Here is a 23,240-nt window from a genome sequence, read left to right as displayed (position 1 = left end):
GTTCGTTTTCAGGTTAGAATGAATGCGCTTATCGAATCGGCTAACTTTAGCATGATTAAGCCCATGCTGTTACCGCCGATTCGGGATCGAAAAAAAATTATTGCAACAAGGCTTGCATTTTTTTCAAATCCCGCAGATAATAGCCAACTCACAGCCGCTAAGGCTGAATTATGGTGACCGTATCGGTCCTCTCGCAACGATACGCTGCAAACCCCGCCAGGTCCGGAAGGAAGCAACGGTAGCAGCAGATTCGTGTGCCGGGATGTGGCTGGTGCGGTTACCGCCCTACTCGCTTTTTATCCGTACCGAGCCTGAAATGAGTTACCAGGTTCTCGCCCGCAAATGGCGCCCGCATAATTTCTCCGAAATCGTCGGTCAAGAACATGTCGTCAAGTCGTTGATTAACGCCTTGCAGCATGATCGTCTGCATCATGCCTATCTGTTTACCGGCACCCGCGGCGTCGGCAAAACCACCCTGGCCCGTATTCTGGCCAAAGCCATCAACTGCGAAAATCTACAGGATTATAATCCCTGTGGCGCCTGCAAGGTCTGCCGCGATGTCGATGAAGGCCGTTTTCTGGATTTGATCGAAGTCGATGCCGCCTCGCGCACCAAGGTCGAAGACACCCGCGACCTGCTCGACAATGCCCAATATGCGCCGAACCAGGGCCGCTTCAAGGTCTATCTGATCGACGAAGTGCACATGCTGTCCGGCCACAGCTTCAACGCCCTGCTGAAGACGCTCGAAGAGCCGCCCGCGCATGTCAAATTCCTGCTCGCGACGACCGACCCGCACAAGATTCCGGTCACCGTACTGTCGCGCTGCCTGCAATTCAACCTGAAACGCTTGTCGCCCGAACAGATCAGCGGACAGATGGAATTCATCCTGAACCAGGAAACCATCGCCTTCGAAGCCCCGGCCCTGAAGCTGTTGGCGCGCGCCGCCGACGGCAGCATGCGCGACGGCCTGAGCCTGCTCGACCAGGCGATCGTGCACGGCAACGGCAAGGTGACTGCAGACGATGTCGGCTCGATGCTCGGCGTGATTGCGCAGCAACCGGTCGGCGACCTGCTCAATGCGCTGGCCGCTCAGGATGCGCCAGGCCTCTTGCAAATCATCGCCGGCCTGGCCGACTTATCGCCCGACTTCAGCGGCGTGCTGCGCCAACTCCTGCAAGCCCTGCATGCGATCGCGGTGCTGCAGCAGGCGCCGGTGCATATCGATGCGGGCCTCGACGGCGAACTGATCAAAACCCTGGCGGCCCAACTGCCGCCCGAAGACGTGCATCTTTATTACCAGATCGGCCTGCTCGGCCAAAAAGATCTGGACCTCGCGCCCGACCCCAGAAGCGGCTTTGAAATGGCGCTGCTGCGCATGCTGGCGTTTCGGCCGGTCGCAGGGGATATCGCCCAGGAAAAACGCCCGCAACCGGCTGCGAAACCGGCTCCGGCATCGATACCGACCCGGCCGGCACCCGCGCCCGCCGTGAGCCAACCGGCGCGCGAAGAACCCCGAACACAAGCACCTGCGCCAGCCCTGCCCGCCACCGACAACTGGCTGGAGATGATCGCGGCGATGCGGCTCGAGAGCATTACCAAACAACTGGCGCAGCAATGCGCCTTGCAGTCGATCGACGATCATGCCTGCACGCTGTTGCTGGACCCTGCGTATCAGACCATGCTGTCGCCGATGCGCATCGAAAAACTGCAAGCCTCGCTGCGCACCTTGCGCGGCAAACCGCTCAAACTGACGATCCTGATCGAAAAACCGACCACCGCGACGCCGGCCGAGCAACTGCTGAAGCAGCGCGAAGACCAGCAACAGGCCGCGGTCGACGCGATCGAAGCGGATCAAAACATTCAGGCCCTCAAAGAACATTTCGGCGCACGGGTCATTCCCGGCACCATTGAACCCGTTTAATCCAGGAGAATACCCATGAAAAATCCTCTCGGCAGCATCATGCAGCAAGCCCAGAAAATGCAGGAAGACTTCAAACGCGCGAAGGAAGAAATCGAAGCGATGGAAGTGACCGGCCAAGCCGGCGGCGGCCTAGTCACGATCCTGATGACCGGCAAGCGCGAAGCGCGCAAGGTCACGATCGACCCGTCCCTGATCGGCGACGACAAGGACATGCTCGAAGATCTGGTCGCGGCCGCGATCAATGACGCGGTCAACAAGGTCGCGAAGATGAAGAAAGAAAAGATGACCGAAATTACCGCCGGCCTGCCCTTGCCTCCCGGCTTTCAAATGCCGTTCTAAGCATGCGCGACAACGGCCTCCTGGGCCGGCTGATCCAGCACCTGCGCTGCCTGCCCGGCGTCGGCCCGAAGACCGCGCAGCGCATGGCCTTCCACCTCTTGCAAAAAGACCGCCAGGGCGCGCGCACGCTGGCCGAAACCCTGCTGCTGGCGATCGACCGCATCGGCCAATGCGGCAACTGCCGCACCCTGACCGAAAAGCCGCTCTGCGACCTCTGCGCGAATCCGGCGCGCGACAAATCACTCGTCTGCATCGTCGAAAACCCATCCGACGTCTGGATCATCGAACAGGCGACCGTGTTCAAGGGCCTGTATTTCGTGCTGCACGGCCGCCTGTCGCCACTGGACGGCATCGGCCCCGGCGAACTCGGCCTCGACCAGCTCGAACAGCAGCTGGCCGCGGGCCAGATCAAGGAACTGGTGCTGGCGACCAACTCGACCGTCGAAGGCGAGGTAACCGCCTTCTTCATCGGCGAACTCGCCCGCAAGCACCATGTCCAGGCCAGCCGCATCGCGCACGGCGTGCCGATGGGCGGCGAGCTTGAATTCATCGACAGCGGCACGCTGCTGCATGCGTTTAACGGGCGCCGTACGATTTAAGCCCCTCCGACCATTTCAAGCCGCATACGCATCGCGCACCTTCTGGGCCTGCCAACGGAACGCTTTGAAAAAGCGTGCGCGATGCGCACATTGTTTCCGACGATTAAAGTCAGCCCCGCAAACTTCGGTTCGGTATAAAATGCATCATCCAATGCGATATCTTCTACGCATCAACCCATGATTATTACCTTCCCCTGGAACAAGGCAAAACGATGACGAACTGTTTATTCTGCAAAATGGTCGCCGGCGATATCAAACCGGACGTGGTTTACGAAGACGACACCCTCATGGCGTTCCGCGACATCAACCCGCAGGCCCCGGTCCACATCCTGGTGATCCCGAAACGCCATATCGCCACGCTGAACGAACTCGACGACGCCCATCTGGGAGGTCAACTGCTGCAAACCGCGGTCAAACTGGCCGAACAGGAAGGCATCGCCGAGGAAGGCTACCGAACGCTGTTCAACTGCAACCGGAACGGCGGCCAGGCGGTTTATCATCTGCATTTGCATCTGCTCGGCGGGCGAGCTCTGCATTGGCCGCCGGGCTAATTCAAAATCAATTAGGCGCTTTTATTAGAAAAATACAACGCGTCGATGACCAATAGGTGGTGTCGCCGGTTATCCCGGCATCGGACACTCTATATTTCTCCGACCCATAGAGACTCTTTTATGCCCCTCCCCAGCAAACCGAATCCCTTATTGATTGCCGCAGCGCTTAGCCTGACACTCGTGCAACCGGCCCCGGCGCAAACCGCGAGTCCCGAACGTTTAGAGGAAGTGACCCGGCACGGCATGCATGTCATGCCTTTCGACCTGAAACAGACCCGGCACATCTTTGCCAAAACCGAGACGGGCGGGATTCAGCAGGTGATTATCAGAGAACAAGGCAATGCCGAACAAATCGAATTGATTCGGCGGCACCTGAAGAAAATATCACAGGAATTCAGCCGCGGCGACTTTTCCAATCCGGCCAAAATTCACGGCGAGAACATGCCCGGCCTGACCGAATTGCGCCGCGCCAAACCCGAACAGCTTCATGTCGTATACAAGGAACTCGACAACGGCGCCGAAATCACCTATGCCTCGAAGGAGGCCGGCCTGATAGATGCAATCCACCGCTGGTTCGGCGCCCAATTGGCCGATCACGGCTCGGACGCCATGCCGGGACACCCGCATGGCGCGATGCACGACAGGCATTAGCAGGACAGGCGCCTCGGAAAAACCCACTCCGAAGCCGGCTTATCAACTACGCTCCGGAAAACTCGACCTCGTATCCGGTAAACTTGCGAATATTGATCACGCCGCTATCGAGCAGCAGGTACTGGCCTTTGATGCCGTGCAGAACGCCCGCAACTTCCGGGTTTTTGTCCAGATTGAACGATGCGACCTTGACCGGATACTGGTCGACCGGATAGCGGATATCGACGCCGGGTTGATCCGTCAAAAATTCGATCGCCTGGTTGCCGTACCGGGCGATCAGCTCATCCAGCTCGGCTCTGCATAGCTCCCGCAACCTATCGCGCTCGGCCTGAAGATCGACCGGACTGACCTGGTTCTTCAGCATTTGCTGCCAGCGGGTCTTGTCGCTGATGTGCCTGGCGATAATCACTTCGATCAGGCCGGACACATGGCGCGACGGCACACGGAAGATCGGCAGGGCCTGCACCGCGCCCTGGTCTATCCAGCGCGTCGGGATTTGCCCCTCTCGGGTGATGCCGACCTTGATGCCGCTCGAATTGGCCAGATAGACGATATGCGGCTGCATGCAGAACTGCTCGCCCCAGGCCGGCTCGCGGCAGGTGCCGGCCGCGTAGTGGCAGATTTCCGGCTTCATGATGCACATGTCGCACTGCGCCAGCTTGATGAAGCAGGGGTAGCAGTAACCCTGGCTGAAACTTTTTTTGGTCGCCTTGCCGCAGTGCACGCAAAAAATGTTGCCGGTGTAGCGCAGCCTGATCGTCTGCCCAAGCAAGGGGTTCAACTCCACCGTCTGATCGCCGAGCGGCAGGCGGTACTCTACCGGCAGCTCCAATTTGACCTGCATTTTGTCCAATACCCCCAACATCCTTTGCCTCACTCGCTTTTCAAATAGCCGTCGGTATTTTCGGCGACCCAGCGCTCGCCCGTGGCTTGCAATCTTTCTTTTTTCCAGAACGGCGCCTTCGACTTGAGCGCCTCCATGATGTGTCGACTCGCATCGAACGCATCGCCGCGGTGCGAAGTCCACACCGCGACCAGCACGATCGGCTCTCCGGGCAAGATATCGCCGACCCGGTGTACGACCAGCGCATCGAGCACCGGCCAGCACTCGGCGGCCTCCTGCACGATTTTTTCGAGCGCTTTCTCGGTCATGCCGGGATAATGCTCAAGCGTCATGCCGGCGACCTCATCGCCTTCGTTGAAATCGCGCATCGTACCGACGAACAGGCTCAAAGCGCCGAATTTGCCGGCCATTTGCCCGGCCGCGTCTTGATAGGCGCGCGCCTCAAACCACGGATCGAACGGCTCAATCGAAATTTTGACCCGCATGCTAGCCTCCGGTCACCGGCGGAAAGAACGCGACCTCATCGCCATCCTTCACAAGGCTGTCCCAGTCCGCATAATCCAGGTTGATCGCGACCAGGATCTGCTCCGGCGGCGGCAATTCGGGCACACATTGCCGCCACAGCGTGTCCGCGGTCAGAGGTTCGGCGATCGACACATTGTCCTCCGAACGCCCGACGCGTTCCTTCAGACTGGCAAAATAGCGAACTTTGATTGACATAAACCTTCACGCAATGATAAAAATCAGCCTTTGTGCTCGAAAACGAGCGTTTTGATCAGTTATTCTACCGAATTGTGACGCATACTCCACATTTTAATCAGGCCGGCGAAGCGATCATGGTCGACGTCGGCGAAAAGGCCATTACCCAGCGCACCGCAATCGCGGAGGGCTATATCGAGATGCAGCCAGCCACCTTGAGCATGATCCTGAAGGGCGAACATAAAAAAGGCGACGTGCTGGCCGTGGCGCGGATTGCCGGCATCATGGCCAGCAAGAAAACGGCCGATTTGATCCCGCTTTGCCATCCGCTGCCGATTACGCATGTGACGGTCGAATTCGGCGCCGAGGCGGAACACAGCCGCATCCGCTGCCAGACCTTGGTCAAGACCTGCGGCCAGACCGGCGTCGAAATGGAAGCGTTGACCGCCGTGCAAGTTGCGCTGCTGACCATTTACGACATGTGCAAGGGGGTCGACCGTGGCATGACCATGCAGGCCGTGCGCCTGGTCGAGAAAGACGGCGGCAAGTCCGGCCGCTGGCGGCGCGGCTAATACCGCCCGCCGCCGACACCGCATTCCTCGGCGGCGCTGTTTGGCGCCAACTGATCATCAAATGAACCCCTGAAGTCCAACATCGCTTGGACTTTGTTTCGAATCCAATATGCCGGGTTGCGGCCGCGCCTGACCCGGCCGACAAGACCGACATCAGACCCACGCAAAAAGCGAGAACTCCATGCCAATAACCGTAAAAGAACTAGCCGAACTCTGCGGAGCCCGTATCGAAGGCGGCGACGCCGACAAGATAATCCATTCTGCCGCCGACATCAGTTCCGCGGAACCTGGGCAGGTCACGCAATTGACCAACAGCAAATACGCCGCGCACCTGCAACAATCGGCCGCGTCGGCTTGCTTGATCGCTGAAGGCTTTGCCGTTCAGGAAGTTCCCGAAACCTTGGCGTTGCTGGTCTGCAAGGACCCCGAACTGGCCTTCATCGAGGCGGTCAAACGCCTGCATCCCGAACGCACCTATGCGCCCGAGATCGCACCGCAGGCCGTGCTTGCGAGCGATGTGACGCTGGGCGAGGCGGTTTATATCGGTCCTTACGCGGTGATCGGCGAACAGACCCGCATCGACGATCACAGCGCGATTCTGCCGGGCGCCTACCTCGGCCGCAACGTCAAGATCGGCAAGCACTGCCGCATCCATCCTTATGCTGTGATCTACGACGACGTCGAGATTGGCGATCATGTGACCATCCATTCCGGCGCGATCATCGGCGCGGACGGCTTCGGCTATAAATTCAGAAACGGCGCGCATGTCAAAGTGCCGCAAATCGGCAATGTCAGGATCGAGGACAACGTAGAAATCGGCGCCAATACCTGCATCGACCGGGGCGCCTTGGGCAGCACTGTGATCGGCACAGGCTCCAAAATCGATAATCTGGTGCAGATCGGCCATAACAACAAGGTCGGCCGGCATGTGATCATGTGCGGACAGACCGGCGTCTCCGGTTCGTGCACAATCGACGACTATGCGATTCTGGCCGGCAGCGCCGGCGTCGCGGACCATGTCACGATCGGCAAGGGTGCTGTGGTGTTGGCGCGCTCCGGTGTCGCCGGAGACATTCCTGCGGGCGCACAATATTTCGGCAGCCCGGCCAAAGATAAAAAAACCGCTTACAAGGAACAGCTGGCGATACAGAAATTGCCCGATCTGATCAAGAAGGTCAAACAGCTGGAGGAAAAATTACAGGAACTGCAGAAGGAACCCTAGCCGCCAGGTCATGAGGATTTGCTACGAAGGATCGAGACTGCCCTTCTTCCTGTGATAAGGAAGAGCGGCGGGCGGTTCTTTCATTCGACAAATCGCCAAGCCGCGAGCCGTTTTTCCCGGAACCGGGAAAAGCGGAGTGGTCAATCGGATAAGTCGATCAAGAGGATCACATCTGTTCCCGCGGGGCCGGCGGAATCAGTGTTGAGGAGTGGGGATTTTTTTATGCGAAAAGAAATCCCCCTGCCGGCAAGCGCCGCCAGGGGGAACTACTTCTTATTGTTCGGTAGTATTTTTGGTTTTTCTTTGAGACAATTTCGCATCAACTTCTGCGTTGCTTTGAGCAACAGTACCGCTTTCCAGATGCTTCGTTTCGTCTTTCTTCAGCAATACAACCAGCAGGATGATTGATGCGATTGCAACGCCAACGATGATCCAGGTGTTATCTTTTTCTTGTGCTTCAGCCATTTTTAAATCCTCTATAGTTATTAATTTTATAAGCCCCTCTCCTCAAAGAGAGCAACCCATCAAAAATTTTAACGAGTTGGTTGTCGGTTTATATCTGAACAACGGCGTAATTTTTAACATGAGATAAGCCCCTGTGTCAAAGCCATATGAAAAAAAAAATCCATCGCCTATGGCTTCCAAAATCACCCATCGAAAAAAAAGGCTCATCCAGACATATAAAAAGCCGCCACAACAAATTGAAATCTATTGTTATTTCTTTAAAGCACACCGTAACTTAAAGCAAAGCTCCAAACAAACTTCGGACGCCCTCCTGCGAACTTTGCCGCCTCAAAATAGCGACAAAACTGGGCGACTTTCACCCTCTTCTTTTTCAGGGTTTTGACAAAGCCCCCCCTGCGGAACATTGCCCAACCCTCAAAATCCGTTCCGTTAATGCGGTACGGATTGATTCTTGGGGCAGTTTTGCTCGGTATCCGCCATCCTGCGCAGCTTGATATCGGGATGGCTTTTTTCCAGCGCCTGCAGGCTGCCGGCAATCGATTCGGCACCGGCAAACAGCGCAAACTTTTGCCGTTTGCTCTTATAGCGCGGCTTCACAATCGAATTGACGCCTTTGTCGAGCAGCCTTTTTTGCATTTGCACGGCATTCTCTTCCCGATTGAACACCCCGAGCGATATTTGCCCCTTCTCTTCACCGGAAGGCAACGGCCAGGCATCATGAAGCCCCTGCGCTCGCAACAGTTGAATAGTGGCCTTGGTGCCTTCCGCGCTGCCCGATGAAGCATACAGCACCAGATAATCGCTGATCACTTTGCCATCGCGGAATATCGGCTTCATCTGGCCCTTAACACCCGCAACCTGTCTCTGCCAGGCACTCAGACCTTGCTCATTCGAAAAAGGCCCCGCCTCGTAACAAACGAGTCTGGCAGGCTTTGCGTCTGCCGTAGCGCTCGGCAGCTTCGGCGCCGGCTTTCCGGGCGCTTGCTGCACAACCGGATCAACGGCTTTCAATGCCGCATGTTCGGCGCTGACAACATTGCCGGATGGGGTTACGGCATCAGCTTGCCGAGTCTGCCCCGTCGTCTGCGTCCCTCCGCTACCGGCAAATTCCGCAGCGGAGGAATCCGATTGATCGGAGCGATTTTCCAAACACAGAGGATCGTTATCGGGCAACGCCTTCATCTGTATCGTCGGATATTGTTTACCCAACTCACTCAGGCGGCCGGCAAGCGCGACGGGACCTGTAAACACAGCATATTTCTGCGCCGCCTCCTTGAAGCGTGGCTTGACGACCGCCTCGACGCCCCTGCCCCGCAAGTCACTTTGCATGCGTGCAGCCTGGGCTTCCCGGTGAAACATGCCGAGCGAAATATAGCCCTTATAGTCGCCCGCGGCGAGTGGATAGGCGTCACGAAGACCCTGTTCGCGTAAGGTTTGCATCGCGACCTTCATGTCCTCCGGGCTGCCCGTGACCGGGTAAAGCAGCAGATAGCCGATGATGTCCTGCCCGTTGCGCATGATCGGCTTGACGTCGCCTTGAACTTCCTTGGCGGCTTGACTCCAGGCCTTCAATACCTGCGCATTCGCAAAGGGTCCGGCCTGGTAACAGGCGAATGCGGCGGGCGGGGTGTTCTGCGATGCCGCCTCCTTGGCCTCTTGCATACGACTTTGATCCTGCATTGATGCCGCAAGGCTGGCTTGGGCAGCTGCAGGCGGCTCTTCCTGCTCTCCCGCCAACACGATAGCCTCCCGGGGCATGCCCGCATCCGGCGCAGGCACAGCAGCCGCCTGATCAAAGGCACCGCGGTGGTACTCGTACATCAACAGGGTCAAATTCGCCAAAAGCACGAGAAAAAAGACTGATTTCATAGATATGATTCGACAAGCAGGGACAGTCCGCGGAGCACCAGATCGGCATCGGTCCGACAGGCGCAGCCGAGCTGGCCTGCGATCAACTGCGCATCGCCGCCGGTCAACAGCAACTGACAGGGTTCGGGTTGCGCGGAAAAAACATGTTCGATCAGGCCGGCCGCAGCGCTCAGCACGCCGCTGTAAATGGCCGCGCCGGTATGGTTCGCGGGGCCCACCGCAAAGGCCGAAGCCTCGTAGCCCAGCGCCTCGGTGCCGGCAGAGAGCGATTTCTTCATCAGCTCCAGGCCGGGGCAAATCATGCCGCCGAGGTGCAGGCCGTGCGCGTCGAGCAGATCGACCGTGATCGCGGTTCCGCAATCGACGATGCAGGCCGGCAACGCGTAATGGCGGCGCGCCGCCAGCAAGGCCAGCCAACGGTCAACGCCGAGTTTTTCGGGCTGGAGATAGGCGTTCCTGACGCCGAATGCCTCGGCCTCGGATTTGGCTTCGATGATCGTGATGCCGGGCCATAGACTGCCTGCGACCGAACGCGTGACCCCGGCAAGCCGGCGGGCGCTGACACAGGCGATGGCCAGCCGTTCGGGCGGCGGTATGCCGCGCCAGACCTCGGCCAGGCTGGCTTCGGTCAGTGTAGCATTCGCCAACGCGGAGCCTGCGGCCAGTCCGCCCGGCCCCGATGTCGCCCATTTCAGGCGGGAGTTGCCGATATCGACCAGCAGATTCACGGAAACGCGCGCCGAAAGCTGACTTCGCCGGAAGCAAAGGCGCGGAGCCTGTCATCCGCATCGCGCATCAACAAAAATCCCTGGGCATCGATGCCTTCCAGGGTGCCGTCGAACTGCTGCGCGCCGATAAAGACGCTGGCCGACTCGCCGCGCAAGCAATCGTATTCCCGCCATTCGTCCAGATAGGCCGCAAGGCCGGTCTGCTCGAATCCGGTCAGCACCTTCAGCAACTGGCTGATCAATTCGCCGGCCAGTTGATTCCTGCCGATGAGCCGGCCGCCGGCAATGCGGCCGAGGTCGGTCCACGGCTGATCGATAGATTGGGCTTCTTCCTCCGGCAGAAACAGGTTCAGGCCGAGGCCGGTCACCGCATAACAGGGGCCTTCATTTTCGCCCGCCACCTCGATCAGAATACCGCCCAGCTTTTTGCCTTCGCTGTAAATGTCGTTCGGCCATTTCAGGCCGGCATTGTCGATGCCCTGCCGCCGTAGCGCCCGAATCACCGCGACGCCGATCGCCAGGCTCAACGCCGAAATCGCGGCCGGCCCGTGCTGAAAACGCCAGAGGATGGACAGCAGGATGTTGCTGCCATAGGGTGAAATCCATTGCCGGCCGCGCCGGCCCTTGCCGGCGGTTTGCCGCTCCGCGAGACAGACAGAGCCCGAAGGCGCATTTTGCCGCGCCAGGCTGCTCAGATGGGTATTGGTGGAGTCGATTTGATCGTGAATTTCGAGCCTGGAAATCTGAGCCCGGTGCTGTTCACCGAGATGGCCGAGGATTTTGGCGCTATCCAGAAGCTCTATCGGCCGGGACAGACGATAGCCCTTGCCGCTGACCGCCGCATGCTGAACCCCTAGAGACTCCAGCCCGTTCAACTGTTTCCAGACCGCGGAACGGCTGACCCCCAAGGCCGCCGCCAGTTCGGCGCCGGAATGAAATCCACCATCGGCCAATAGGGCCAGGATTTTTTTTTGACTGTCGGAAATCAGCACGGATGTCTTGCTGCACTCATGCCTGCAAGGTTTGATCGATACGCGGGCATCAAGCCTGTTGCCCCCGAATCTGCGCCAGCTGGCGCTTAATCACATGCTTGATCAACAGTTCGCGGTCTTCTTCTTTCATGTTCAGGTAATCGACGCTGACGATATACGGATAACGCGGATCGTTTTCCGGATTCTGCCGGCATTGAACGACCCGGCAACAGGTCGTGACCTGCGCCCGCGATGCCGGCAACAGAATCTTCACCTCCAGATAATCACCTTCGTTAAAAGGCAGCTCGCTGCCGAAGGCAAGACCCGACGCGCTCAGATTCACATGGCAGGCGTTTTTTTCTCCGGCCCGGTCGTGCTGCCGCGACAGGAACTCGGCCAGCATGTCCACCTTGTAATTGAGCAATTTCAAATAGCCCGCGACATCGGGCTCAGCCGTCTCGATCCTCTTCAACAGGCCATTCATTTCCTGCGCCACCGCCGCCATGATTTGCGGCAAGGCATCACCGGTCAGCACATTTTCATCGATGTGGCTGACCCCAGCCGCTTCCTGACCGGCGATTTTTCGATAATAAAGATCGACTTCATCGTTGATACGAAAAAATCGCCGTCTGTCTCCGGCTTCTGGCATGAGGCTTAGCACTCCTGAAATCTGCTTAGTGTGCCGCAAAAACGCGGCCGAAAATGATAAATTTTGCGCAAAATCACACCCTTCTCACGTCGAACGTGCGCGCGATGCGGCTATCCATCATTCTCGCCACGATCAAAAATCGAGATCGCCTTCATCGAAATCGCCCAACTGTTCCCTGAGGCGTTTTTCCTCCCAGTACATTTCAATTTTTCTGCGCGCCGCCATTTTTTTCACGGCCGATTCATCTTCGGTCGGAAAGGAGATGTATTCATCGATCAAATGCAGGTCATAATCTTCAATCTCGATATCGGCATCGTGCTTGCTTTTTTCGATTTCGGGCTCGGCTTTGGGTTTTTCCGCTGCGGATGGCTGTGTGTCTTTCGTCATAAAAAATCAACCGATAAAAATGCGATTTATAATTATCTTAAAGACTGTTGTAAAGAAAAAATAATTAAACCCGTCAAATTCCACTGGGCCTTCCTGGAACCGACGCGCGCCGCCGAAATTTTGCTCGACGGCAAACGCCGCGCCGCCGCCTTCTCCGCATCCCGCCTCCCCATCATCCGCAACATCAACCGGATCAATGCCTTACACAATCCAGGCCGTTTAGAAGCCGCAGCGCTTCAAGCCGCTAGTGCAATAATTCTATCCAATGCACGACTTTTTGCTGAGAAGCCGCTTGCAAATGTGTCAAACAGCCGACATTGGCGGTCGCGATCAGATCCGGCCGAGCGGCCTGCAAGGCTTGCAGCTTGCCATCGCGTAATTTTACGGACAATTCAGGCTGTAGTAACGAATAAACGCCGGCCGAACCGCAGCACAGATGCGCGTCGCTGACCGGCGTCAAGCGATAACCGATCTTTTGCAGAATCGCTTCGGGAAGACCCTTGAGCCTTTGCCCATGCTGGAGCGTACAGGGGGACTGAAAGGCGATGCTGTGGCCGCTGGCCTGGAAGCAAGACAAGTCTTCACCGGCCAGCACTTCCGCAATATCCTTGACCGCCGCCGAAAAGCGCGCGGCTTTTTCGGCATAGACAGGATCCTCTTTGAATAAGCGGCCGTAATCCTTCGCCATCACGCCGCAACCCGACGCGGTCGATACGATCGCCTCCATGCCTTGCTCCAGATAAGGAACGCAGGCATCGATATTTTTGCGCGCCAGCGCGAGCGCCCTGTCCTGCGCCGACAAATGATAAGGCAAGGCACCGCAGCAGGCGCCATTCTCCACTTGCAGCAACGCAATGCCCAGCCTGTCCAGCACCCTGGCTGCCGCCAGATCGATAGCCGGCGCCAGCGCAGGCTGCACGCAACCCGGCAGAATCCCCATCTTGCGCGCATGCTTCGATCGCGGCCAGGGGCCTTGCGGCGTTGCGTGCGGAATCTTGCTGTTCAGATCGGGCGGCAACAGCGGCCTGAGCCGGCGCGCCATCTTCAGCAATAATTCAAACCGGCGCCGATAAGGAAACACCCGCACGAGGACATTGCGCTTCAAGCGATCGATAACCCCTCTCCCCGCCTGCCGGTCGACGATGTCCCTGCCCGCGTCCAGAAGGCGCCCGTATTGCACGCCGGAAGGGCACGTCGTTTCGCAGGCGCGGCAGGTCAGGCAGCGGTCCAGATGCGTCTGCGTCAACCGCGTCGCGGTCTGGCCTTCGAGCACCTGCTTGATCAGGTAAATGCGTCCGCGCGGGCCGTCCAGTTCATCTCCGAGCAGTTGATAGGTCGGACAGGTCGCATTGCAAAACCCGCAGTGCACACAGGCGCGCAATATCGCTTCCAGTTCGCCGCGCCCCGATGCGTCGAGATGCGTTGCGTCGATATGATCGGCCAACCGGGTATGCATTACCAATCCTGATACAGTCTATGGGGATTGAACAGGCCGTAAGGATCGAACGCCTGTTTGACCTGTTGATTCAGTTGCCTCAATTTGCCGTTCAAAGGCTGAAACACCTCGCCGCCTCGCTCTTTGCCTTTAAACCGCAGCGCATGCCCGCGCGCCTGTTCGGCCGCCGCAAACACCGCCTCTGCCGGTGCCGCCGTCTTGAGCCAGCGCAAACCGCCGCCCCAGTCATAAATCCAGTCGCCCGCAAGCGCCAATGGCTCGGCCGCAGGCGGCACACTCAAGCGCCAGATATTCATTTCGGTTGCGAAAAAATCGAGCCGCTGATCGTTCAAATCATGCCAATAAGCGCTATCGGCCGTTACAGCCCCGCCGCCGATGCGCAGCGCGGCCGTTTTGACCGCCTTCTCGCCGCCGGACAGCCTGACATGCAGCAGGCGCCCGTCATAACTGAGCCCCGAAACCGGCAAAGGCCCTGAAGCCAGTTCTGTCATTTTAGTCAAGGCCTCGGTAAGAGGCAGTTCAAGCACACAAGTCAGCTCGGTTTCGGGCAACGGCAGCACTTTCAGCGAGATTTCGAGCAGCACGCCCAGCGTGCCGAGCGCGCCGACCATCAGCCGCGACACGTCGAAACCCGCGACGTTTTTGATCACCTCGCCGCCGAACGCCAGCACTTCCGCCTTGCCGTTGATGATCTTGCAACCCAACACGCAATCGCGGGCCGAGCCCGCAAAGGGCCGCCGGGGTCCCGAAAACCCGCAGGCGATCGTGCCGCCCAGGGTCGCCGAAGCGCCGAAATGCGGCGGCTCGAAAGCGAGCATCTGGCCGCGTTCGGCGAGCGTCTGCTCAAGCTCCGAAAGCGGAGTGCCGGAACGCGCGGTCACGACCAATTCGGACGGATGGTAATTGACGATGCCGCGATGACTGCTCACGCTTAATCGCTCGCCGGCCGTTTCCCTGCCGTAAAAAGCCTTGCTGCCGCCGCCGGTGATAAAAAGCGGCGTTTTGGCAGCCATCGCCCGCGCGACGCGCTGTTGCAGACTTTGAGTATGGTCGTTGGACGCCGCCGTCATCGGGAAGTGGAGTTAAAGAGTTTATCCAGCATGGGTAGGACAGATTGTCGATGGGATGGGCTTCTCAGGTCAATAACAAATTGCCGCGCGCACCGAACAATACTGGTTCACAATCATGCTCGCCCGGCGCATCAGCACCCGGCACAGCCGCTATCAGAAATTCTTCGACTATGGAGATGCCGGATACAGCTTTTCCCAAGCCGCGCTGAAAGCATCATCCCGCCCATTGATCCGTGCATGCCGCGCGAATTACAATTCATTTCAACCACGGCAATTTAAGCACGGGAAACTGAGAACTATGCAGGCGGAAATCAGATCCACGACAACCACGTTGGCCGAGCTTTTGGCTCAGATAGCCGAGACCTTTGGCGACAGGCCGGCCCTGATCAAGCGTTCAGGGCTGCGCGACGATGTCTGGAGTTACGCACGCCTGAACCGGGTCGCGAGGCATGTGGCGCGCCAACTACGTGAAGATTACCGGTTGCCTCCCGGTTCCAAAGTCCTGGTTCAGGGCTTCAACGATCCGCAATTGGTAGCCGTTTATCTGGGGTGTTTGGTCGCCGGGGTGATCATTGTGCCGCTTGACCAGCATTCTTCTCCGGATTTCATTGCCCGTATCGCCGCATCGGTCGAAGCCTCGGCATTTATCGGCAGTAATGCGGCAGCGCAGCCTCCCGCCATACCACAGATCAATTTGACCGATCTGGACTGGTCCGAACGGCCGGAGGCGGCCCTGGCATTCAGTCCCCAACCCGACGATGTCGCCGAGATTATCTTCACATCCGGCACGACCGGCCAACCGAAAGGGGTCATTCTGACCCATCGCAACATTCTCTTCAGCATACAAGCGATCCAGGACGTCTATCCGTCATGGCCCGAGGTTCGCTTTCTATCGCTGCTGCCGCTCTCGCATCTGTTCGAACAGACTGTCGGCTTGTTTGCGCCCTTGCTGCATGGCGCAACTTTGTTTTACCCGGACGGCCGGCATTCCTCGGCCATTCTGCAAAAACTCGCGAAGAAGCAGATTCACGGCGTCGTGGCGGTGCCGCAGCTACTGACCCTGCTGCTCGGCGCGATCGAAACAGCGATCATCGGCAACGGACAAAAACGGTTATGGCAGCATTGGCCTCGACTCGGTCGGCATTTGCCGTTTGGCTGGCGACGATTTTTCACCGATCTGTTATTTCCCGAGGCAGCCCGCTTGCCGGAATTTTTCGTCTGCGGCGGCGCGGCGTTGCCTCTGCATTTGGAACAGCATCTGGAACATCTCGGCATCCGCGTTGTACAGGGATACGGCGCAACGGAATGCGCGCCGGTAATTGCGACCAACCATTTCGATCGAAGAATTCAGGGCGCTGTCGGCTGGCCAAAGCCTGGCATCCTAGTCAAACTCTCGGAGCAAGGCGAAATCCTGGTCAAAGGGGACAATGTCACTCAGGGCTATTGGAAAAACGCGGGAGCGACCCGCGCCGCGTTCACCCAGGATCATTACTACCGGACCGCCGATCTCGGCGAAATCGGGCCACACGGCGAACTCTATGTGAAAGGGCGCAGCAACAATTCGATCGTGCTGGCAAGCGGCCTGAACGTCTTTCCGGAAGACATCGAACCGATCGTCGAAGCCGAGCCCGGCGTCGCCGGCTGCATCGTGATGGCATTGCCCGATGCCGCGGGGTCTGACTGTCTCACCGCGGTCCTGCGGTTATCGGAAGATACCGAAGAACCGGCGGAACAAATGCACATCGCCCACCATGCGGTACGCTTAGCCAATGCGAAGCTGGCCCCGCATCAGAGAATCGCCGCCGTAAGAATTTGGCACGGCGACTTTCCGCTCACGCCGTTGCTGAAAATCCAGCGCTGGAAAGTGCGGGAGGCGCTGCTGAATCAAAATCCGCGGGACATGCACACGGCAAATCAGCTTCCTGACCCCGGAGAACTGGCCACCCTGGAACAATTATTGGCTACCGTCTGCAAGGTTCCGCTGCAATCGATCTCGGAAAGCTCCGATCTGGATCTGGATTTGGGACTGGATTCGCTGGACCGGGTCGAGTTGGCGGTATTGCTGGAACAGAAACTGGGCGTACATCTCGATGATGCCGACCTGATCGGCATCCGCCGCGTCGGCGATCTCGAAGACTTGGTCAAACGCAGCGAGAAAGCCACGGCGGCGGAAAGATTCCCGGCTTGGCCGTTGACCGGAGCGGCCGGCGCGGCGCGCCGTTTGCTGCAACAAGCGATCGCGTTCCCTGCCCATCGCTTGGTAAGCCGTTCGTTCACCGTCACCGGTGCCGAGAACCTCAGCGATCTTGCCCTGCCCGCGCTGTTTATCGCGAATCACAGCAGCCATGTCGACACGCTTTCGATCCTGCGCGCGCTGCCGGCGCCGATTCGCAGCAAATTGGCCGTCGCGGCCGCGGCCGATTATTTTTTCAGCAACCGCCTGCTGGCAATCTCGCTTCCGCTCGCGATCAACGCCTTTCCGTTCACGCGCGAAGGCTCGATCCGCACCAGCCTCGAATATTGCGGCGAATTGATCGACAAGGGCTGGTCGGTGTTGATTTACCCCGAAGGAACCCGCTCGACGAGCGGCCGATTATTGGACTTCAAACCCGGCATCGGGTATCTAGCCACGGGGCTCGGCGTTCCGATCGTGCCGGTCGCGGTCAGCGGCGGCTACCAAATCCTGCCGAAGGGAGCCGTCTGGCCGCACCGTCACCAGGTTCGCGTGCATTTTGGGGCGCCGGTCACTATCCCGTCCAGCATCGAAAAACAGGACGCCACAAGCATCTTGCATGCGGCCCTGTTACAATTGCTTGACGAACCCAGTGACGAATCCGCCTGAAACCTGAGCGCTAGCGAGGACGACATGCCAAATGACAGTAATTCGAAGAACGCCGACCGGCGCTCCGTGCCGGCGCGCGAAAACCGCTGGTCAAAAAAGGCGGCGCGCTGGTTGGCGCAGGCCAATGTTTCGCCCGATACGATTTCGATCTGCGGGGTGCTGGCGGCCCTGGTCAGCGGGCTTGCCTTCGGTCTGACCGCAGGCGCCGGCCCCATCCAAAGCCATCTGTTGTGGATCGTCGCCGGCACGATGGCGGGACTGCGCCTGATTTGTAATATGCTGGACGGCATGGTCGCGGTCGAATGGGGGAAAGGCTCGCCGCTGGGCGCGTTGTATAACGAGATTCCCGACCGCATCGCCGATTTCATCATTCTGGTCGGGGCCGGCTACAGCGCCGGCGGCCATGTGGATCTGGGCTATATCACTGCCGCGCTCGCGGTATTTACCGCCTATGTCCGCGTCGCGGTCAGAAGCGTCGGCGCGCCGAGCGATTTTGGCGGCCCGATGGCAAAACCCCAGCGCATGGCGGTGATCATCGCCGCCGCGGCCTACCTGGGATTTACGCCCGAGCACTGGCATCCCACGTTCGGCGATACGCAGCCCTTGGGGTTGATCAGCCTGGCCCTGGCGATCATTTGTGCGGGCAGCCTCCTGACGGCGGTCTTGCGACTCCGGCGCGCGGCTCGTTATCTGCGCGCTTCGGCAAACGATTGACGAATCGGCAAAACGATTACACCTTAAAAATACATGATTTTTTGATCACATTAGGATAAGTCGCGATGATGCTACCGGCAAACCCCATCGACAGCCCCTTGTTTCTGCCGGCAGCCTACCGCATCCTGATTCTGCTGGGCCTCAGTCTGGCGCTGATTCTTTGGGTCGAACGCAGGAATTTAGGCCGGATACTGCAAGCCTCGTTATTCCTGAAGTGGCGGACCTGGGCCATCATCGCGCCGCTTTTCCTGGGTGCCGTGCTCGGCGGCCCTCTAACTTTATGCCTGCTGGTCACCGCGATCTCCTGGCAAGGCATCCGGGAATATGCGGCGCTGGTCAGCCTGGCACCGGCCTATCGCAACGTGCTGCTCGGCATGACCCTGATCGCGGCGCCGGTTGCGGTGCTGTCGCTCGACGGATTTTTTCTCCTGGCCCCGTTGCTGCTATTGGTCGCCGTCGCACAGCCGCTTGCCTTCCAGGCGGTTGCCGGCGGCGTCCGGCAACTGGCCCTGTCGACGCTCGGTTGGGCGTACATTGCCTGGCTGCTCGCGCATTTGCTGCTGATCGCGGTCCACATTCCGGGAGGTTCGGGGATTCTTTTGGTCCTCGGCGCGTCGGTCGCACTCAGCGATAACGGCGCGTTCGCGGTCGGCAAGCTGTTTGGCCGTCATCAATTATCGCCGGCCCTGAGTCCGAATAAAACCTGGGAAGGGGTGGCGGGCAACCTGATCGGCGCCTATGCCGGAACCCTGCTAATGGGCTTTGCCTTGCCGCAGTCGTCTTACGCCTTTCTATTGATCTCGCTGCCGCCGATCATCGCGATCGGCTCGTTATGGGGCGACTTGTTCGAATCGGCGATCAAACGGGAAGCCGGCGTCAAGGATGCCGGCGACTGGCTGCCGGGCTTCGGTGGTCTCTTGGACCGGATCGACAGCCTGATCCTGGTCGCGCCGCTGACCTATTATTTTTTGCGCCTGACCCAGTAACGGACGGGATTAACGTCCCATCAAATACATGCCCAGCACGATACAGGCCATGCCGGCAATATTGACCGGCTTGATCGGAATGCCGTAGGCGAACAGTCCGATCAGGGCCGCCCAGATGAATGTCGACGCATAAACCGGATACAGGACGGTCGGCGATCCGCCTTTTTTAAAGGCGGCGATGAACGACACCATCACGCTGATGTAGCAGACGACGCCGGCCCACAGCCGGGCATTCAATATATACGAGAGGATGCCGCCGCCCGCCGCATCGGCGCCGGTCTTGTAAAGAAACTGGCCGACCGCTCCGGCGACTGCGGCGAACACGAACAATAGTACCGAAATGATGGGTGTTTCCATATCAGCCTCAACTCAGGGATGTTGTCGTCAGATGACCGGTTTGCGCGAGGATCGCTGCCAGGTTTCCGCCCAGTATTTTGTCTTTCTCCGATGCCGGAAGACTTAGCGCATCAATCTTCGCCAAGGCATCCCCCACATCCTGGCACATCACCGGCACATCGGAGCCGAATATCAGCTTGCCGGCGCCGATCGTTTTGCACAGGCGCCTGAGCTTTTGGGTCGTTGCGATATAGCTTGAGGTATCGACATAGACGTTGTCGAGCCGCCGCGCCAATGCGATCGTTTCCTCGAAGCGCTGCACGCCGGCATGCGCGATGATGAAGGTGACGTCCGGAAACGCTTCGGCCAGCCATTCCGGCTCCGCCGAGGCCGAAGAAATGCCGAGGTGCATGAACACAGGAATCCTGCTTTCTCGGGCCATTTCGCACAGAGCGATCATGTTCTTGCCGCGCAGATCGGTCGGATATTGCACCAAGGCCAGCTTGATGCCCCGAAACCCTTGCGCAAGGCAGCGCCGAAGCTCCGCCAAGGCATGGGGCGATTCGGGATTGATAAACACAAAACCGTAAAATCGGTCCGGACGTTCGCGCACGGCCCGCAGCGCATCCTCGTTGCGCGGGTCGCCGAGCAGGTTCTCGCGGAAAGCGCGCGAATTGACCAGCTGCCGCGCCTTGAACATGCCTAGAGTCCGAAACAGCAGATGGCTGCGGAATAGAAGTGAATCGTGAAGGGTGATCAAATCGAGGTTGCGGACGCCGACACCGACCAGAACGGTCTCGGCTATGCCTAATGCGTCCATTCGTTGCAGGATCGGCGCATAATCGCCAACGATATGCCGGTGTCCGTCGATGATCATCTAAGACGGCCTCTTCTGCGGATCAGCCGGCACAACGCCGGTAAAGCCGCCTGATTTCAGAAAAACCGCGATCCTGGCCAAGAGCGCATCCGTGGTGTAAACCTGATCGTGGCTCAATTCGGTACAGAAAACCGTCTTCGATGGAGGAAGACAAAAGGCTTCGCGGTGGCGATAGGCGTCGAACTGGTCCGCTCTGATGCCCAGCTGCGCGGCCATATTAGATACGCCTTTCTCAAGGATCACGCCATCTTCCGCTTGAATGACCGGCAGTTGGTCCTTATCGCGGGATGCCAGATCGAACAGCATCTTGCCGTTGCTGAATGCCGCCGCAATCGATCCCAGCTGTTCGATGACCAACTCCGGAACCGCCTCCTGAAACGGAGAACGCAGATAAACGACGCGCCCCAAATTCACTATCGGCTTCACGCTCAAGGCCTGACGCAAGATGAACCCTCCGGATATATAGCAAATAAAATGGCAGCGCGCATACCGCTCGATCTTATACCATTCAAGAAACCAGGCCAGCTGCCGTGCCGACCCATCAATCCCGAAAAATTGGCAAAGCCGGGGCAGGAAAACTTCGTATTCGGTGTTGTCCCGAAAATAATCCCGCACATGCGCCTTTTTGCTAGCGTCAGCGGTAATGCCGGTCAGTATCACCAGCGCTTCTTTTTCCATCGTCGATGATCCCGTCTTCACCGGCCCCTTACCGCCAATAGTGGATTCGATTGCGGAATGCGCATTAAATTCCGCTATCAATCCTCAACCAGCAGCCACTTTGCGCTCAAAAATATCAGCCCCATCAGCAAATAGGCCAAAGCCCATTCCCATGCCGGCGTCAACGCCAACGCAGTATCGCTGGGTGTCCAGCGGTAGGAATGCATCAGACCCGATGCGGACAACAGGCTGGCCGAACCCGACCAAAGCGCGGCCTTGATGAAATGACGCTCGATCACCGCGACCGTCAACGCGGCCAAGATCATCGCGCTAAAAATAAAACCCTGTTCCAGCGCAAAGGCGCCGCCGATCCAGATATCGGCCTGTGCAAAACGCGCCAGCACTGCGTCCGAGAAGGCGGGCATCGGTTCGCCGCCGTAGTCCGCCGCGCGCACCCCGCTTTTGGCCATGAACGCGCCCCAGGCCGCGATGCCGGGCAACAGCCCCATCACGACCGCCGGCGCATGGCTTTTCGGGGTTTCCTGGAATGCCTGCGCCGCGATTACGATGCCGATCCATAACACGATCGCCATGCCGGCGTCGATCGGCACCGCCCAGGCGATGTAGGACAGGCTGCCGGTCAGGCAGATCAGCGTGATGAAGGCGCCGTTCAATATCGAATAGCCGGCGCGGGCGCCCATCGCCTTCCAGCCCGGATGGCCGATATAGATCGTGGTCGGAAAGCAGGACCCGAACAGGCTGGCCGCCAGTGTGCCAATGCCGTTCGCGGCCAGCGAAGAACGCGTCGGATAGCTGTCGCCGGCCGCTTCGGCCGATTCGATGTTTTGCAGCGAGCCGATCAGATTGAACAGCCCCATCGGCACGATCACGGACAGATAGCTCAGGCTATCCCTGGAAACCAGGGCCTGCAGCAAATCACCGGCCACCGGTAGCGGCCAATACCAACGGATCGGATTATCCGGCAACGGACCGACCGGCGCGAGCCCCATCCCCCAGGACAATAAGACGCCCAATATCACCGCCACCAAGCCGCCCGGCAGATTGCCGCGAAAGCGCAGCCGGCCGAAATAAACCAGCAGGATTACCGCCAGCGTGACCAGGCCGACGACCGGATGCGCATAGGCGCGGAACAAAAACCCGAGCGCAATGAAGGTCAGTGCAATGCCGGCCAGGGTGGACAGTAAGGCCGCGCGCGGCGTCGCCTTTCTTAGCCTCTCGACCACGAACGCGCCGCCCAGCTCGATCAGGCCGGAGCCGAAACAGGCCAACAAGCCCGCCTGCCAGGCGATCGTTTCCGGATTTGCAGCCCCGCTGGCTTCCGCGACCAACTTCGCGGGCAGCATCACCAGAAAAATATACGCGAACAGCGACACGGTGTTGATGCCGTAAGGCAAGGCGCAAATATCGTCGCGGCCGGTCGCCGCTGCCAGGCGTTTGGCCTGATAAGCGTAAAAGATATTGCCGAACAATACCGATACCGCCGCGCCTGGCAAAATGTGCCGATAGATCAGATCGTCCGAAAAGCCCAACACGTGACCGCACAAACCGACGATCACCAGCAACTGCACCAGATTATCCAAAGCCAGACCGAAAAAGCCGTCGATGTCGGCGCGTACGAACCATTTCACCGAGAAATCCTAAATAACTGATGTTTATGCATTGTCCACGAAAAACACGAAAGGCACGAAAAATTTCATAGCACAATCCGTTCAACCGTTGCTTTCGAATAGCGGCCAAAGTTGACCGGAAAACTCAAGCACATTCCCGTCTCTTTCAGATAATTCAGCATCCGTGCCTTATGCACTTTCCTGATA

The 23,240-nt window shown here is 58.5% G+C and carries 26 protein-coding genes and 1 other RNA gene; 12 read left to right on the top strand and 15 right to left on the bottom strand.

Translation table 11 applies throughout. The annotated features are described in order from the left end of the window. Nucleotides 1-18 precede the first annotated feature (18 nt). From METLA_RS23000 to METLA_RS0117665, 7 genes are all read left to right on the top strand, one after another. Nucleotides 19-177, top strand: a complete 159-nt coding sequence (locus METLA_RS23000; RefSeq protein ID WP_161635428.1) for a hypothetical protein — start codon at nt 19-21, stop codon at nt 175-177. A 3-nt stretch (nt 178-180) separates the two neighbouring features. Continuing rightward, an RNA gene (gene ffs / locus METLA_RS22215) (signal recognition particle sRNA small type) lies at nt 181-277 on the top strand. 39 nt (nt 278-316) lie between these two features. Then, the gene (gene dnaX, locus METLA_RS0117685) at nt 317-1,921 is read left to right on the top strand and encodes a DNA polymerase III subunit gamma/tau (RefSeq protein WP_024299810.1); all 1,605 of its coding nucleotides are present in this window, start codon (nt 317-319) and stop codon (nt 1,919-1,921) included. A 15-nt stretch (nt 1,922-1,936) separates the two neighbouring features. Then, nucleotides 1,937-2,260, top strand: a complete 324-nt coding sequence (locus METLA_RS0117680; RefSeq protein WP_024299809.1) for a YbaB/EbfC family nucleoid-associated protein — start codon at nt 1,937-1,939, stop codon at nt 2,258-2,260. Between the two features lie 2 nt (nt 2,261-2,262). Then, nucleotides 2,263-2,859, top strand: a complete 597-nt coding sequence (gene recR / locus METLA_RS0117675) for a recombination mediator RecR (RefSeq protein ID WP_024299808.1) — start codon at nt 2,263-2,265, stop codon at nt 2,857-2,859. Nucleotides 2,860-3,071: 212 nt separating this feature from the next. Continuing rightward, a complete protein-coding gene (locus METLA_RS0117670; protein WP_024299807.1) occupies nt 3,072-3,410 on the top strand; it encodes a histidine triad nucleotide-binding protein in 339 nt (112 codons plus the stop codon). Between the two features lie 120 nt (nt 3,411-3,530). Further along, on the top strand, nt 3,531-4,061 hold the full coding sequence (locus METLA_RS0117665) for a hypothetical protein (protein WP_024299806.1): 531 nt from the start codon (nt 3,531-3,533) through the stop codon (nt 4,059-4,061). Nucleotides 4,062-4,107: 46 nt separating this feature from the next. Here the strand turns inward: METLA_RS0117665 and METLA_RS0117660 are convergent, their stop codons facing one another. Genes METLA_RS0117660 through moaD form a run of 3 tightly spaced genes read right to left on the bottom strand, consistent with a single transcriptional unit; the run spans nt 4,108 to nt 5,625 of the window. Further along, nucleotides 4,108-4,926 (bottom strand): DUF2797 domain-containing protein, encoded by an 819-nt coding sequence (locus METLA_RS0117660; protein ID WP_024299805.1) that lies wholly within the window; start codon nt 4,924-4,926, stop codon nt 4,108-4,110. Between the two features lie 8 nt (nt 4,927-4,934). Then, nucleotides 4,935-5,390, bottom strand: a complete 456-nt coding sequence (locus tag METLA_RS0117655; RefSeq protein ID WP_024299804.1) for a molybdenum cofactor biosynthesis protein MoaE — start codon at nt 5,388-5,390, stop codon at nt 4,935-4,937. A gap of 1 nt (nt 5,391) precedes the next feature. Further along, the gene (moaD, locus tag METLA_RS0117650; protein WP_024299803.1) at nt 5,392-5,625 is read right to left on the bottom strand and encodes a molybdopterin converting factor subunit 1; all 234 of its coding nucleotides are present in this window, start codon (nt 5,623-5,625) and stop codon (nt 5,392-5,394) included. 74 nt (nt 5,626-5,699) lie between these two features. Between moaD and moaC the strand changes: the two genes are divergently transcribed. Further along, entirely contained in the window at nt 5,700-6,176 is a 477-nt protein-coding gene (moaC, locus tag METLA_RS0117645; protein ID WP_024299802.1) for a cyclic pyranopterin monophosphate synthase MoaC, read from the top strand. A gap of 181 nt (nt 6,177-6,357) precedes the next feature. Then, nucleotides 6,358-7,398, top strand: a complete 1,041-nt coding sequence (gene lpxD, locus METLA_RS0117640; protein WP_024299801.1) for a UDP-3-O-(3-hydroxymyristoyl)glucosamine N-acyltransferase — start codon at nt 6,358-6,360, stop codon at nt 7,396-7,398. A 273-nt stretch (nt 7,399-7,671) separates the two neighbouring features. Here the strand turns inward: lpxD and METLA_RS0117635 are convergent, their stop codons facing one another. The 8 genes from METLA_RS0117635 to glcE form a co-directional block, all read right to left on the bottom strand. Continuing rightward, a complete protein-coding gene (locus METLA_RS0117635) occupies nt 7,672-7,863 on the bottom strand; it encodes a hypothetical protein (RefSeq protein WP_024299800.1) in 192 nt (63 codons plus the stop codon). 429 nt (nt 7,864-8,292) lie between these two features. Beyond that, on the bottom strand, nt 8,293-9,732 hold the full coding sequence (locus METLA_RS0117625) for a hypothetical protein (RefSeq protein ID WP_024299799.1): 1,440 nt from the start codon (nt 9,730-9,732) through the stop codon (nt 8,293-8,295). Continuing rightward, nucleotides 9,729-10,460, bottom strand: a complete 732-nt coding sequence (locus tag METLA_RS0117620) for a type III pantothenate kinase (protein WP_024299798.1) — start codon at nt 10,458-10,460, stop codon at nt 9,729-9,731. The genes METLA_RS0117625 and METLA_RS0117620 overlap by 4 nt, the downstream gene beginning before the upstream one ends. Further along, nucleotides 10,457-11,452 (bottom strand): bifunctional biotin--[acetyl-CoA-carboxylase] ligase/biotin operon repressor BirA, encoded by a 996-nt coding sequence (birA, locus tag METLA_RS0117615; RefSeq protein ID WP_024299797.1) that lies wholly within the window; start codon nt 11,450-11,452, stop codon nt 10,457-10,459. The genes METLA_RS0117620 and birA overlap by 4 nt, the downstream gene beginning before the upstream one ends. Nucleotides 11,453-11,501: 49 nt before the next feature. Then, nucleotides 11,502-12,080, bottom strand: a complete 579-nt coding sequence (locus METLA_RS0117610; protein ID WP_024299796.1) for a PilZ domain-containing protein — start codon at nt 12,078-12,080, stop codon at nt 11,502-11,504. A gap of 132 nt (nt 12,081-12,212) precedes the next feature. Further along, on the bottom strand, nt 12,213-12,467 hold the full coding sequence (locus METLA_RS0117605; RefSeq protein WP_024299795.1) for a PA3496 family putative envelope integrity protein: 255 nt from the start codon (nt 12,465-12,467) through the stop codon (nt 12,213-12,215). A 244-nt stretch (nt 12,468-12,711) separates the two neighbouring features. Next, nucleotides 12,712-13,923, bottom strand: coding sequence for a glycolate oxidase subunit GlcF (gene glcF, locus METLA_RS0117600; protein WP_024299794.1), 1,212 nt, complete (start codon nt 13,921-13,923; stop codon nt 12,712-12,714). Beyond that, complete coding sequence (gene glcE, locus METLA_RS0117595; RefSeq protein WP_024299793.1) at nt 13,923-14,993, bottom strand: glycolate oxidase subunit GlcE; 1,071 nt, start codon at nt 14,991-14,993, stop codon at nt 13,923-13,925. Before glcE ends, glcF begins: the two co-directional genes overlap by 1 nt. Before the next feature lie 298 nt (nt 14,994-15,291). Between glcE and METLA_RS0117590 the strand changes: the two genes are divergently transcribed. From METLA_RS0117590 to METLA_RS21560, 3 genes are all read left to right on the top strand, one after another. Further along, the gene (locus tag METLA_RS0117590) at nt 15,292-17,835 is read left to right on the top strand and encodes an AMP-binding protein (RefSeq protein ID WP_161635427.1); all 2,544 of its coding nucleotides are present in this window, start codon (nt 15,292-15,294) and stop codon (nt 17,833-17,835) included. Between the two features lie 24 nt (nt 17,836-17,859). Next, the gene (locus METLA_RS0117585; protein WP_024299791.1) at nt 17,860-18,549 is read left to right on the top strand and encodes a CDP-alcohol phosphatidyltransferase family protein; all 690 of its coding nucleotides are present in this window, start codon (nt 17,860-17,862) and stop codon (nt 18,547-18,549) included. 65 nt (nt 18,550-18,614) lie between these two features. Beyond that, complete coding sequence (locus METLA_RS21560; RefSeq protein ID WP_024299790.1) at nt 18,615-19,535, top strand: phosphatidate cytidylyltransferase; 921 nt, start codon at nt 18,615-18,617, stop codon at nt 19,533-19,535. 9 nt (nt 19,536-19,544) lie between these two features. Here METLA_RS21560 and METLA_RS0117575 read toward each other — a convergent pair whose 3' ends face one another. From METLA_RS0117575 to METLA_RS0117560, 4 genes are all read right to left on the bottom strand, one after another. After that, nucleotides 19,545-19,892, bottom strand: a complete 348-nt coding sequence (locus tag METLA_RS0117575) for a hypothetical protein (RefSeq protein ID WP_024299789.1) — start codon at nt 19,890-19,892, stop codon at nt 19,545-19,547. Between the two features lie 7 nt (nt 19,893-19,899). Continuing rightward, on the bottom strand, nt 19,900-20,748 hold the full coding sequence (locus METLA_RS0117570; protein ID WP_024299788.1) for an amidohydrolase family protein: 849 nt from the start codon (nt 20,746-20,748) through the stop codon (nt 19,900-19,902). Then, nucleotides 20,749-21,426, bottom strand: a complete 678-nt coding sequence (locus METLA_RS0117565; protein WP_024299787.1) for a hypothetical protein — start codon at nt 21,424-21,426, stop codon at nt 20,749-20,751. It lies immediately after the preceding gene. Between the two features lie 77 nt (nt 21,427-21,503). After that, the gene (locus METLA_RS0117560; RefSeq protein WP_024299786.1) at nt 21,504-23,054 is read right to left on the bottom strand and encodes a SulP family inorganic anion transporter; all 1,551 of its coding nucleotides are present in this window, start codon (nt 23,052-23,054) and stop codon (nt 21,504-21,506) included. Nucleotides 23,055-23,240 lie beyond the last annotated feature (186 nt).

Source organism: Methylomicrobium lacus LW14, from assembly GCF_000527095.1.
Classification (GTDB): domain Bacteria; phylum Pseudomonadota; class Gammaproteobacteria; order Methylococcales; family Methylomonadaceae; genus Methylomicrobium; species Methylomicrobium lacus.
Note: the sequence above shows the minus strand (reverse complement) of the source record. Positions and strands in the feature narration are given on the sequence as shown.